The sequence below is a fragment of the Pseudonocardia sp. ICBG1142 genome, assembly GCF_020496255.1.
Lineage (GTDB): Bacteria > Actinomycetota > Actinomycetes > Mycobacteriales > Pseudonocardiaceae > Pseudonocardia.
On the sequence record NZ_JAHLJC010000003.1, the window covers coordinates 203308 to 216168 of the forward strand.

Annotated in this window: 9 protein-coding genes; 7 read left to right on the top strand and 2 right to left on the bottom strand. The window is 72.3% G+C overall.

Features of this window, described 5'->3' with window-relative positions; all coding sequences use genetic code 11:
- Positions 1 to 132: 132 nt before the first annotated feature.
- A complete protein-coding gene (glgX, locus tag KPL59_RS01205) occupies positions 133 to 2301 on the top strand; it encodes a glycogen debranching protein GlgX (RefSeq protein ID WP_226359639.1) in 2169 nt (722 codons plus the stop codon).
- A gap of 3 nt (positions 2302 to 2304) precedes the next feature.
- Positions 2305 to 4671, top strand: a complete 2367-nt coding sequence (gene treY, locus KPL59_RS01210) for a malto-oligosyltrehalose synthase (RefSeq protein ID WP_226359640.1) — start codon at positions 2305 to 2307, stop codon at positions 4669 to 4671.
- 58 nt (positions 4672 to 4729) lie between these two features.
- Here the strand turns inward: treY and KPL59_RS01215 are convergent, their stop codons facing one another.
- On the bottom strand, positions 4730 to 5242 hold the full coding sequence (locus KPL59_RS01215) for a DUF5709 domain-containing protein (protein WP_226359641.1): 513 nt from the start codon (positions 5240 to 5242) through the stop codon (positions 4730 to 4732).
- 83 nt (positions 5243 to 5325) lie between these two features.
- Between KPL59_RS01215 and treZ the strand changes: the two genes are divergently transcribed.
- From treZ to KPL59_RS01240, 5 genes are all read left to right on the top strand, one after another.
- Positions 5326 to 7071, top strand: coding sequence for a malto-oligosyltrehalose trehalohydrolase (gene treZ, locus KPL59_RS01220; RefSeq protein ID WP_226353586.1), 1746 nt, complete (start codon positions 5326 to 5328; stop codon positions 7069 to 7071).
- A gap of 148 nt (positions 7072 to 7219) precedes the next feature.
- Positions 7220 to 8182, top strand: a complete 963-nt coding sequence (locus tag KPL59_RS01225; protein WP_226359642.1) for a carbohydrate ABC transporter permease — start codon at positions 7220 to 7222, stop codon at positions 8180 to 8182.
- Positions 8179 to 9054, top strand: coding sequence for a carbohydrate ABC transporter permease (locus KPL59_RS01230; RefSeq protein ID WP_226359643.1), 876 nt, complete (start codon positions 8179 to 8181; stop codon positions 9052 to 9054). Before KPL59_RS01225 ends, KPL59_RS01230 begins: the two co-directional genes overlap by 4 nt.
- A gap of 49 nt (positions 9055 to 9103) precedes the next feature.
- The gene (locus tag KPL59_RS01235; RefSeq protein ID WP_226359644.1) at positions 9104 to 10435 is read left to right on the top strand and encodes an ABC transporter substrate-binding protein; all 1332 of its coding nucleotides are present in this window, start codon (positions 9104 to 9106) and stop codon (positions 10433 to 10435) included.
- 15 nt (positions 10436 to 10450) lie between these two features.
- Positions 10451 to 11530: an ABC transporter ATP-binding protein gene (locus KPL59_RS01240; RefSeq protein ID WP_226359645.1), complete on the top strand. Its 1080-nt coding sequence runs from the start codon at positions 10451 to 10453 to the stop codon at positions 11528 to 11530.
- A 308-nt stretch (positions 11531 to 11838) separates the two neighbouring features.
- On the opposite strand, the gene KPL59_RS01245 is transcribed toward KPL59_RS01240, so the two are convergent.
- Positions 11839 to 12825 (bottom strand): malate dehydrogenase, encoded by a 987-nt coding sequence (locus tag KPL59_RS01245; RefSeq protein ID WP_226359646.1) that lies wholly within the window; start codon positions 12823 to 12825, stop codon positions 11839 to 11841.
- Between the last annotated feature and the right edge of the window lie 36 nt (positions 12826 to 12861).

Genomic DNA, 12861 nt, shown 5'->3' on the forward strand with positions numbered 1-12861 from the left:
CTGCGGACGTGACGGTGATGTGGCGTGGGCCGCCGGCGGCCCCGTCCACCATGCGGCAACGGAGCCCGCCCTACACAGTGTGAGCGTGCCAGCGGCCTGCGGCCGGGGGTACGCGACGAGAGGACACAGACCATGCAGGCCTGGCCCGGGCACGCCTATCCGCTGGGTGCCAGCTACGACGGCACCGGCACCAACTTCGCACTGTTCTCCGAGGTCGCCGACGCCGTGGAGCTGTGCCTGTTCTCCCCCGACCCGGGCGCGCCCGGCGGACTCGCCGAGACCCGGGTCCCGCTGACCGAGGTCGACGGCTTCGTCTGGCACGGCTACCTGCCCGGCATCGAGCCCGGCCAGCGCTACGGCTACCGCGTGCACGGACCCTACGACCCGGCCCAGGGTCTGCGGTGCAACCCGAACAAGCTGGTCATCGACCCCTACGCCAAGGCCCTCGACGGCCCGGTCGACTGGGACGAGGCCGTGTTCGGCTACAACTTCGGCGACCCGGACTCGCGCAACGACACCGACTCCGCGCCGCACGTGCCGAAGTCGGTCGTCGTCAACCCGTACTTCGACTGGGGCTCGGACCGCCCGCCGAAGATCCCCTACAACGAGACCGTCGTCTACGAGGCGCACGTCAAGGGACTGACGATCCAGCACCCGGACGTCGAGGAGGAGCTGCGCGGCACCTACTCCGGCGTGGCGCACCCGGCGATGATCGAGCACTACAAGCGGCTCGGGATCACCGCCGTCGAGCTCATGCCGGTGCACGAGTTCGTGCAGGACCACCACCTCACCGAGAAGGGCCTGTCGAACTACTGGGGCTACAACACCATCGGCTTCCTGGCCCCGCACCACGCGTACTCGTCGGGCTCGATCCGGTCCGGCACCCAGGTCGCGGAGTTCAAGGCGATGGTGCGCGACCTGCACGACGCCGGCATCGAGGTCATCCTCGACGTGGTCTACAACCACACCGCCGAGGGCTCGGACATGGGCCCGACGCTGTCCATGCGCGGCATCGACAACCACGCCTACTACCGGCTGGTCGACGACGACCCCCGCTACTACATGGACTACACGGGCACCGGGAACTCCCTCAACGTCCGCAACCCGCACACCCTGCAGCTGATCATGGACTCGCTGCGGTACTGGGTGACCGAGATGCACGTCGACGGCTTCCGCTTCGACCTGGCCTCCACCCTGGCCCGCGAGTTCTACGACGTCGACCGGCTGTCGACCTTCTTCGACCTCGTCCAGCAGGACCCGGTGATCTCGCAGGTCAAGCTGATCGCCGAGCCGTGGGACGTCGGCCCCGGCGGCTACCAGGTCGGCAACTTCCCGCCGCTGTGGACCGAGTGGAACGGCAAGTACCGCGACACCGTGCGCGACTTCTGGCGCGGTGAGGCGGGCACCCTGGGCGAGTTCGCGTCGCGGATCACCGGCAGCTCGGACCTCTACCAGGCCGACGGCCGCCGCCCGTTCGCCTCGATCAACTTCGTGACCGCGCACGACGGGTTCACCCTGGCCGACCTCGTCTCGTACAACGAGAAGCACAACGAGGCCAACGGCGAGGGCGGCAACGACGGCGAGAGCCACAACCGGTCCTGGAACTGCGGCGTCGAGGGTCCCACCGGCGACGAGACCATCGTCGAGCTGCGGGCCCGCCAGCAGCGCAACTTCCTGGCGACGCTGCTGCTGTCCCAGGGCACCCCGATGCTGCTGCACGGCGACGAGGCCGGACGCACCCAGGGCGGCAACAACAACGTCTACTGCCAGGACAACGAGATCGCCTGGCAGGACTGGGAGCTCGCGGGCAAGCACGACGACCTGACCACGTTCACCGCGGGTGTCGCCGCGCTGCGGCACGCCCACCCGGTGTTCCGCCGGCGCCGGTTCTTCGCCGGCCGCCCGATCGGCCGGTCCTCCACCAGCGAGGACGTCGCCGACATCGGCTGGTTCACCCCCGCCGGGCGGGAGATGACCGAGGAGGACTGGGACAACGACCTGGGCCGCTCGGTGGTCGTGTTCCTCAACGGCAGCCAGATCGCCGACGTCGACCAGCGCGGCCAGCGGATCGTCGACGACTCGTTCCTGCTGTGCTTCAACTCCTTCTGGGAGGACATCGACACCACGCTCCCGCCCACCGAGTTCGGGCAGGCGTGGGAGATCGTCGTCGACACCCACTCGGGCGAGGTGCACCCGCCGAACGCCGCCGGCGTCACGGGGACCGACCTCGACCCGGTGTCCGCGGGCTCGGTGCTGACCCTGCCCGCCCGTTCCCTGCTCGTCCTGCGATCGAAGGGCTGAGGCGTGACCCGCCTTCCGGGATCGACCTACCGGCTGCAGCTCTCGGCGGAGCAGACCTTCGCCGACGCCGCCGCGCTGACCGGCTACCTGGACCGGCTGGGGGTCGGGGCGCTCTACGCCTCACCCCTGCTGGAGTCCACGGCCGGGTCCACCCACGGCTACGACGTGACCGACCCGACCCGGGTGTCGGGTGAGCGCGGCGGCGAGCAGGGGCTGCGGTCGCTGCTCGCGACGCTGCGCGAGCACGGCCTGACGATGCTGATCGACATCGTGCCCAACCACGTCGGCGTCGCGAAGCCCGCGGAGAACCCGTGGTGGTGGGACGTGCTCACGCACGGACCGTCCTCGCGCCGGGCCCGGCACTTCGACGTCGACTGGGGCGCCGGGCCGATCCTGCTCCCGGTGCTGGACGCCGACGAGGAGAAGGCCCTGGCGGAGCTGTCGGTGGTCGACGGGGAGCTGCGCTACTACGAGCACCGCTTCCCGCTCGCACCCGGCACCGGCGAGGGCACCCCGCAGGAGGTACACGACCGCCAGCACTACCGGCTCGTGTCCTGGCGGCGCGGCGCCGCGGAGCTGACCTACCGGCGGTTCTTCGACGTCAGCGACCTCGCCGCGGTCCGGGTCGAGGACCCGGAGGTCTTCGCCGACACCCACCGCACCGTCCTCGACATCGTGCGCTCCGACGACACCGTCGTCGGGCTGCGGGTGGACCACCCCGACGGCCTGTCCGACCCGGGCGGCTACGCCCGCCGGCTGCGCGCCGAGCTCGGCCCGGGCAAGTGGCTGCTGGTGGAGAAGATCCTGGGCGTCGGCGAGGAGCTGCCGATCTCCTGGCCGGTCGACGGCACCACCGGCTACGAGGCGCTGCGCGAGGTCTGTGGGGTGCTCGTCGACCCCGACGGCGCCGGGCTGCTCACCCAGTTCGCCGCCGAGCACACCGGGGAGAAGCGCTCCGCGCACGCCGGCGAGGACGACGGCCGCCACCTCGTCGTCCGGGAGATCCTGGTCGCGGAGGTGCGCCGGATCGCCGACGCCTTCCGCGCGGGCCCCGGCGCCGACTCCGGCACCACCGGGCTCGACCTCGCCGACGTCGCCGCCGAGGACCTGCACGACGCGGTCGCCGAGCTGCTGTGCGGGTTCCCGGTCTACCGCTCCTACCTCACCCCCGAGATCGCCGAGGGCCGGGCGGCCGCCGACACCGCGGTCGCGGTGGCCCGCACCCGTCGCCCCGACCTGGCCGCGGTGCTGGGTGCGCTGCACTCCGGGCTGGTCCGCGAGCCCGGGTCGGAGTACGCGACCCGGCTGCAGCAGACCTCGGGGATGGTCACCGCCAAGGGTGTCGAGGACACCGCCTTCTACCGGTACAACCGGTTCGTCGCGCTGAACGAGGTCGGCGGCGACCCGGCGCGGTTCGGGGTGACGCCCGAGGAGTTCCACGCCGGGCTCGCCCGCCGCGAGGCGGGACGCTCGCGCACCATGACCTCGCTGTCCACGCACGACACCAAGCGGTCGGAGGACGTGCGGGCCCGGCTGGCCGTGCTGTCCGAGCGACCGGCGGACTGGGCGGCGCGGGTCCGCGAGTGGTCGGTGCGCCACCCGCTGCCCGACCGGTCGCTGGAGCTGCTGGCCTGGCAGTCACTGGTCGGGGCGTGGCCGATCCCGGCCGAGCGGCTCGCCGGCTACCTCGGCAAGGCCTCCAAGGAGGCCAAGCTGGTGACCTCGCACATCGACGCCGTCGCCGAGGTCGACGAGGCGATCGCGGCCTGGCCGGAGCAGGTCCTGGCCGACGCCGAGCTCGTCGCCGAGATCGAGGCGTTCGTCGCGGAGATCGCCGAGCCCGGCTGGTCGAACTCGCTGGCCCAGAAGCTGCTGCAGATGGCCGGCCCGGGTGTGCCCGACGTCTACCAGGGCACCGAGCTGTTCGAGTACTCGCTGGTCGACCCGGACAACCGGCGCCCGGTCGACTGGGACGCCCGCCGGGCGCTCCTGGAGCGTCTCGACGCCGGCGAGCAGCCACCGGTCGACGCGACCGGCGCCGCGAAGCTGCTGGTCACCTCGGCGACGGCGCGGCTGCGGCGGTTCCGCCCCGAACTGTTCAGCGGGTACGGCCGGGTCGACGCACAGGGCACGGCGGCAGAGCACGCCGTCGCCTTCTCCCGTGGCGGGGGCGCGCTCGTCGCCGTCGCGACCCGGCTGCCCGAGGGCCTGGCCGGCCGCGGCGGCTGGGACGACACCCGGCTGCCGCTGCCCGGCGGGTTCGACGACTGGCACGACATGATCGCGAACCGGCCGGTGGACGGGCCGGCGCCCGCGCTGGCCGACCTGCTCTCGCGCTACCCGGTCGCGCTGCTGGTCCGCCCGGCCTGAGCCACGGCCACCGTGCCCCGGCCGCCGTCGGCGACCGGGGCACGCGTGCGTCCGGGACTCAGGGCTCGTCGACGAGGTGCACCGCGGCCTCCTCGGCAGAGGCGCCCGCACCGGCGATGCCGGCGTCGCCCGCCACCAGGTCCTTCTCCCCACCGTCGCTGCCGTCGAAGCTCGCGTCGTCGATGGTGAGGCGCCCGGCGCGGCGGTCGCCGACCTCGTCGTCGGCGAGCAGCTCGCCGTCGGTGCCCGGGGCGTCGCCGAGCAGCCCACCGGTGGCGTCGTCGACGTCGGAGAAGTCCTCGCGGGAGTCCGGGTCACCGACCACACCGGCGGCGCGGGCGTCGTCGCGGTCCTCCGCGTCGGCGGTCGCGTCGAGCTCGGCGGCCCAGGTGTCGGGCTCCTCGTCGGCGAGGCGCTCGTCGAGGGTCTCGTCGTCACGGTCGTTCCAGGGCCGCTCGGGCGGCGAGTACCCCTCGTCGAGCACGTCGGTCACGCCGCCGTACTCCAGGGTGTCCTCGGGCTGGAGCTGCGCGTCCTGGTCGAGGTCGTCGCCTCCGTCGGGGTCGCTCATCAGGGCAGCCTAGCGGCGCGTGACCCGGCCCACCCCCCGCCGGGCGCGCGCCGACCCCACCGGGTGCGGAAGGATCGGCCCCCGTGACGGAGTTCGCCGTATGGGCCCCCGACAGGAACCGCGTCAGCGTGCTGGTGGGTGAGCGGCGCATCGCGCTCGATCCCTCCCCGGGGGGCTGGTGGCGCATCGAGGCGCCCGACCACGGGCACGGGACCGACTACGCGTTCCTGCTCGACGACGACGCCACGCCGCTGCCCGACCCCCGGTCCGCCTGGCAGCCGAAGGGAGTGCACGAGCGCTCCCGCGTCTACGAGCACGACGCGTTCTGGTGGACCGACGACAACTGGACGGGCCGCGCGCTGGCCGGGTCGGTGCTCTACGAGTGCCACATCGGCACCTTCACCGACGGCGGGACGTTCGACTCCGCGATCGACCGGCTCGACCACCTGGTCTCCCTCGGGATCGACCTGGTCGAGGTGCTGCCGGTCAACGCCGTCGACGGGCCGGTGAACTGGGGCTACGACGGCGTCGGCTGGTACGCCGTCACCGAGAACTACGGCGGGCCGGACGCGTTCAAGCGCTTCGTCGACGCCTGCCACGCCCGCGGCCTGGGTGTGGTCCTCGACGTCGTCTACAACCACCTCGGCCCGTCCGGGGCCTACCTGGACCGGTTCGGCCCGTACTTCGCCGGCTCCAACATCTGGGGCCCCTCGCTGAACCTCGACGGGGCGGGCTCCGACGAGGTCCGCCGCTACATGATCGAGAACGCGCTGATGTGGCTGCGCGACTTCCACGTCGACGGGCTGCGGATCGACGCCGTGCACGCGCTGCGCGACACCCGGGCCCAGCACGTGCTGGAGCAGCTCGCCGTCGAGGTGACCGCGCTGGAGGCGCACGTCGGCCGCCCGCTGTCGCTGATCGCCGAGTCCGACCTCAACGACCCCCGGATGATCACCGCTCGGGAGGGCGGCGGGTACGGCCTCGACGCCCAGTGGGCCGACGACGTCCACCACTGCCTGCACACGGTGCTCACCGGCGAGAGCCAGGGCTACTACGGCGACTTCGCCGAGGCGGGCCTCGACGGGCTCGCACACGTGCTCACCCGCGGGTTCCTGCACGAGGGCACCTGGTCGTCGTTCCGCAGGCGCAGCCACGGCGCCCCGATCGACACCGCCCGGATCCCCGGCTCGCGGCTGGTCACCTACCTGCAGAACCACGACCAGATCGGCAACCGCGCCACCGGCGACCGGCTCACCCACACGCTGTCCCCCGGCCTGCTGGCCTGCGGGGCGGCGCTGCTGTTCACCTCCGGGTTCACCCCGATGCTGTTCATGGGCGAGGAGTGGGGCGCGCGGACGCCGTGGCAGTTCTTCTCCCGCTTCGGCGACCCGGCTCTGCAGAAGGCGGTCCGCGACGGCCGGCGCGCCGAGTTCGCCGACCACGGCTGGGACGACGCCGCCGAGGTGCCCGACCCGAACGCCGAGTCGACCTTCGTCGACTCCCGGCTGGACTGGTCCGAGCCCGAGCAGGAGCCGCACGCGACCCTGCTGCGGATGCACCGCGAGCTCATCGCGCTGCGCCGGGCCTGGCCGGAGCTGTCCGACCCGTGGCTGGACCGGGTCGGCGTCGACGTCCACGAGCAGGCGCGGACCCTCGTCGTGGTCCGCGGGCGGATGCGGGTGGTGGTCAACCTCGGGCCGGAGCCGGTGACGCTGTCGCTCGGGTCGGAGATCACCCGCATCCTGCTGGCCTCCGAGCCGACGACCAGTGACGGCTCCTCGTTCACCGTTCCGGCGCAGGCCTTCGCCATCTGCCGCGTGGCGGAGTAGCGAGCCCCTGTCGCGTCACCCGTACGAGTACTGCCGTTCACCTGTTCGCCGGACACGTGACACGGCCGGGCCACACGAGACTGCGAGGGTCTGCGAGGTCGCCGACGGTGCGGCCCCGCGTTCACCCCTGCGACAGACGTGAGGTCACGTGACGTCCACTCCCACCCGGTCCGCCCCGGCGGCGACGGCGCCGGGTACGACCCCGCACCCCCCACCACGGCGACGGCGGCGCTTCACCGCCCGGGACCGGCACGACTTCTGGGTGTTCCTCGCCCTGGTGCTGCCCAACGCGGCGCTGATCGTCGTCTTCGCCTACCGGCCGGTGATCGAGAACGTCCGGTACTCGTTGCTGAACTGGACCCTCGGGTCGCCGTCGGCGACGTTCGTGGGGCTCGGCAACTACGTCACGTTCCTGACCTCGCCGTCGGCGGCGGAGATCCTCTGGACGACGCTGGTGTTCACCGTCGTGACCGTCGGTGGGTCCATGGTGCTGGGCCTGCTGATCGCGCTGGCGCTCAACCGGCGGGTGCCGGGCACCGGTGTCGCGCGGGCCGCGGTGTTCTCCCCGTACGTCCTGTCCGGGGTCGGGGTCGGGCTGGTGTGGCTGTTCGTCTTCGACCCGTCGATCGGGGTGCTCGGCGCGGTGGTCCGGGCGTTCGGCGGGACCGCGCCGGACTTCTTCAACGACCCGTCGATGTCGCTGGCGATGATCTGCATCGTCTACGTCTGGAAGAACATGGGCTACGCCGCCGTGATCTACCTGGCGGGCCTGCAGTCGATCCCGAAGGACCTGCTGGAGGCCGCCGCGCTGGACGGGGCGTCGTCGACGCGGACGTTCTTCCGGGTGGTGCTGCCCCTGCTCTCGCCGGTGACGTTCTTCCTGGTCGTCACCAGCGCGCTGAACTCCCTGCAGGCCTTCGACCTGATCCGGATCATGACCCCGCTCGGCCAGGGGACGACGACGCTGATCTACGAGGCCTACCTGCAGGCGTTCGGGGCCAGCAACCGGGCCGGCTACTCGGCGGCGGTGTCGACGGTCCTGTTCGTGGTGCTGGTCGTCTTCACGCTGGTCCAGCTGCGGTGGATGGAGCGGCGGGTGCACTACGCATGACCACCACCGCTGCGAAGCCCCGGTCGTCGCGCGCCCTGTCGCCGCGGGCCCTGTTCGAGGTCGTGACCAGCGCCTACGTGCCGCTGCTGGTGGCCGTGCTCATCGTGCTGTTCCCGCTGCTGTGGATGACGCTGTCGTCGTTCAAGCCGCTGACCGAGATCATCACCCAGACCCCGGCGCTGCTGCCGGCCGCGCCGACGACGGAGAACTACGCCACCGTCGCCGAGCGCCTGCCGTTCGGCCGGGTGTTCCTCAACTCGGTGCTGGTCACCGTGGTCGGTGCCGTGCTCAAGGTGGCGCTGGCCGTGTTCACCGCCTACGGGCTGGTGTTCGTCCGGTTCCCGTTCAAGAACTGGATCTTCGCCGGGCTGCTGGTGACGCTGATGGTGCCGCCGCAGGTGGCGCTGCTGCCCAACTACACGCTCATCACCGCGCTCGGTGGCGCGGACACGTACTGGGGCATCATCCTGCCCGGTCTCGGGACGGCGTTCGGCACGTTCCTGCTGCGCCAGCACTTCCGCACGCTGCCGCCGAGCCTGCTGGAGGCCGCCGAGCTCGACGGGGCCGGGCACTGGCGCCGGCTCACCCGGGTCGTCCTGCCGGTGTCCGCGCCGACCGTCGCCACCGTCGCGCTGATCACGATCGTCTACGAGTGGAACGACTACCTCTGGCCGCTGGTCATCATCTCCAGGCCGGAGATGATGACGCTGCCCGTCGGGCTCACCCTGCTGGCCAACGTGGACAACCGGGCCGCGGCCTACGGCCAGCTCATGGCCGGGTCGGTCGCCGTGATCGTGCCGGTCCTGATCGTCTTCATCGCCCTCCAGCGCCACATCATCGCCGGGCTGACCCAGGGTGCGGTCAAGGACTGAGACCGTCCCCCGCTCCTCCTCCCCTCCCCCCGAAAGGACGCCAGCTGCCATGCACCTCGACCGTCGCGGATTCCTGAAGTTCGCCGGCATCGCCGGCGCCGCCGCGGCACTGGCCGCCTGCGGTGGCCCCTCCACCAGTGGCGGCGGGCCCGCCGACGCCCCGGAGGTCGACTACTCCGGTGTGCAGCCGGCGAAGGAGATCACCTGGTGGACGAACAACCCGGGCAGCTCGGAGAAGGTGTCCCGCCAGATCATCGACGCCTACCAGCGGGCCAACCCGGGCACGAAGGTCAACCTCGTGACCGCGGGCGCGAACTACGAGGAGATCGCCCAGCGCTTCCAGACCGCGCAGGCCGGCGGCGGCTCCCAGCTGCCCGACCTCGTCGTGCTCTCCGACGTCTGGTGGTTCCGCTACTACATGCAGCGCTCCATCGTGCCGATGGATCCGCTGATCGCCGCGACGGGCATCGACACCGCCGACTACCGGCAGCAGCTGATCGAGGACTACCGCTACGACGGCAAGCTCTGGGCGCTGCCCTGGGCGCGTTCGACGCCGATCTTCTACTACAACAAGGCGCACTGGCAGAAGGCCGGCCTGCCCGACCGCGCGCCCGCGACCTGGGCCGAGATGGCCGAGTGGGGGCCGAGGCTGCAGGCCGCGGGCACCGGCGCGCAGAAGGCGTACCAGCTCCCCGCCCTGGCCGACTACGCCGGCTGGTCGTTCCAGAACAACCTCTGGGGCGAGGGCGGTGCCTGGTCGAACGAGTGGGACGTCACCTGCGACTCCCCCGAGGCCGTCCGGGCGATCTCGGCCCTGCAGAACGCGGTGACCTCGGGCTGGGCGGGCGTCGCCGCGACCGACAGCACCACCGACCTGGGTGCCGGGGCGGTGTCGGCGACGGTCGGCTCGACCGGTTCGCTGGTCACCGTGCTCGACGCCGCGCAGTTCGACGTGGGCGCCGGGTTCCTGCCCGCGGGCCCGGTCCCCGGCCCGGTGTGCCCGACGGGTGGCGCGGGCCTCGGCATCCCGGCCGCGATCCCGCCGGAGCGTCAGCTCGCCGCGGCGGCCTTCGCAAAGTTCCTGACCAGCCCGGAGAACACGGTGCTGTTCTCCCAGGCCACCGGCTACCTGCCGATCCGCACCTCGGCGAACACCGGGCCGCTGCTCGCCCAGACGCCGCTGCGCAAGGTCGCGATCGACCAGCTCGACCGGACCCGCACCCAGGATCGGGCGCGCGCGTTCTTCCCGGGTGCCGACCAGGAGATCGCGCGGACCTGTGCCAACATCCTCAACCAGCGGGCCGACGTGCAGAGCGAGCTCACCACCCTCAAGGGCACGCTGACCCGGATCTTCGACACCGACGTGAAGCCCAACATCTGACGGCGGGACGCTGACATGGCAACGGTCACCTACGACTCGGCGACGCGGATCTACCCCGGGTCGGACACCCCCGCCGTCGACGGGCTGAACCTGGAGATCGCCGACGGCGAGTTCCTCGTGCTCGTCGGGCCGTCCGGCTGCGGGAAGTCGACGTCGCTGCGGATGCTCGCGGGTCTGGAGGACGTCGACGCCGGCGCCATCCGGATCGGCGACCGCGACGTCACCGACGTCCGGCCCAAGGACCGCGACATCGCGATGGTGTTCCAGAACTACGCGCTCTACCCGCACATGACGGTCGCCGCGAACATGGGCTTCGCGCTGACCAACGCAGGCCGGCCGCGCGACGAGATCGCCCGCCGCGTCGCCGAGGCGGCGAAGATCCTCGACCTGGAGGGACTGCTGGACCGCAAGCCGCGTGCCCTGTCGGGCGGGCAGCGCCAGCGGGTCGCGATGGGCCGCGCGATCGTGCGCGAGCCCGCCGTGTTCTGCATGGACGAGCCGCTGTCCACCCTGGATGCGAAGCTGCGGGTGTCCACCCGGACCCAGATCGCCTCCCTGCAGCGGCGCCTGGGTGTCACCACCGTCTACGTCACCCACGACCAGGTGGAGGCGATGACGATGGGCGACCGCGTCGCGGTGCTGTCGGGCGGGGTGCTGCAGCAGTGCGCCGCCCCGCGCGAGCTGTACGAGCGCCCGGTGAACGCCTTCGTCGCCGGGTTCGTGGGGTCACCGGCGATGAACCTGGTGACGGTGCCCTCCGGCACTGACGGGTCGGTGTCCCTCGGCGGGGTGCGGATCCCGGTGCCCGGCGGGTCGTCGGACACGGTCACGGTCGACATCCGGCCGGAGGACCTGCGCCCGGCCGGGGCCGGGGACGGGCTGGAGGTGACCGTCGACGTCGTCGAGGAGCTGGGGGCCGACGCCTACGTCTACGGCACCCTCACCGAGGCCGCGGGACACGACGGCGCCGGGACGACGCTCGTGGCCCGGGTCGACGCCCGCACCCCGCCGGAGCGCGGGACCCGCCTGCGTCTGGTCCCCGACCCGGACCGCACCCACCTGTTCGACGGCGACACCGGCGCCCGCCTGAGGTGACCCAGCCCGGGCAGTCCCCCCGCTCCCGCGCGGTGATCCGCAGCTCGCGCGGTGATCCGCCTCCCACGCGGTGATCCGCTGTTCGCGCGGTGATCCGCCTCCCACCCGGTGATCCGCGGCTCGCGCGGTGATCCGCTCGGCGCGCGTGTCCGGACGCGCGCGCGGCGCGGATCACCGCGCGGATCGGCGATCACCGGTGCGCCGGGTGGCCGACGCCGGGCCGGCGGAGGGCCGGCGGGGACGGCTCCGGACGCACCGCGGCCCCGCACCCGTGACGGGTGCGGGGCCGCGGTCGGTGTGCGGTCGGCTCAGATGAGGCCGAGCTTGGCGACGGTGTCGCGCTCCTCGACCAGCTCCGCGACGCTCGCGTCGATCTTCCCGCGGGAGAACTCGTCGATCTCCAGGCCCTGGACGATCTTCCACGCGCCGTTCTCAGAGGTGACCGGGAACGAGGAGATGATGCCCTCGGGGACGCCGTAGGAGCCGTCCGACGGGATCGCGGCGGAGGTCCAGTCGCCGGCCGGGGTGCCGTTGACCCAGTCGTAGACGTGGTCGATGGCGGCGTTCGCGGCCGACGCGGCCGAGGACGCGCCCCGGGCCTCGATGATCGCGGCGCCGCGCTTGGCGACGGTCGGGATGAAGTCGTTCTCCAGCCACTCCCGCTCGACCTGCTCGGCGGCGATCTTGCCGCCGACCTCGGCGTGGAAGAGGTCGGGGTACTGGGTGGCCGAGTGGTTGCCCCAGATGGTCAGCTTGCTGATCTCGTCGAGGCCGACGCCGAGCTTCTTCGACAGCTGCGCCAGCGCGCGGTTGTGGTCGAGGCGGGTCATCGCGGTGAACCGCTCGGCCGGGACGTCCGGCGCCGCGGCCTGGGCGATCAGGGCGTTGGTGTTGGCCGGGTTGCCGACGACCAGGACGCGCACGTCGTCCGCGGCACCGGCGTTGATCGCCTTGCCCTGCGGGCCGAAGATGCCGCCGTTGGCCTCGAGCAGGTCGCCGCGCTCCATGCCCTTGCTGCGGGGACGGGCACCGACGAGCAGCGCGACGTTGGTGCCGGAGAACGCGGCGTTCGCGTCGTCGAAGATGTTGATGCCGCGCAGCAGCGGGAAGGCGCAGTCGTCGAGCTCCATCGCAGTGCCCTCGGCGGCCTTCACGGCCTGCGGGATCTCCAGCAGGTTCAGCGTGACCGGGGTGTCGGGCCCCAGCAGCTGCCCGGAGGCGATCCGGAAGAGCAGCGCGTAACCGATCTGGCCAGCGGCTCCGGTGACGGTAACGGTAACGGGGGTAGCAGACACGCCCCGGACCCTAGCCCTGTTCGCGCCTGCGTACCG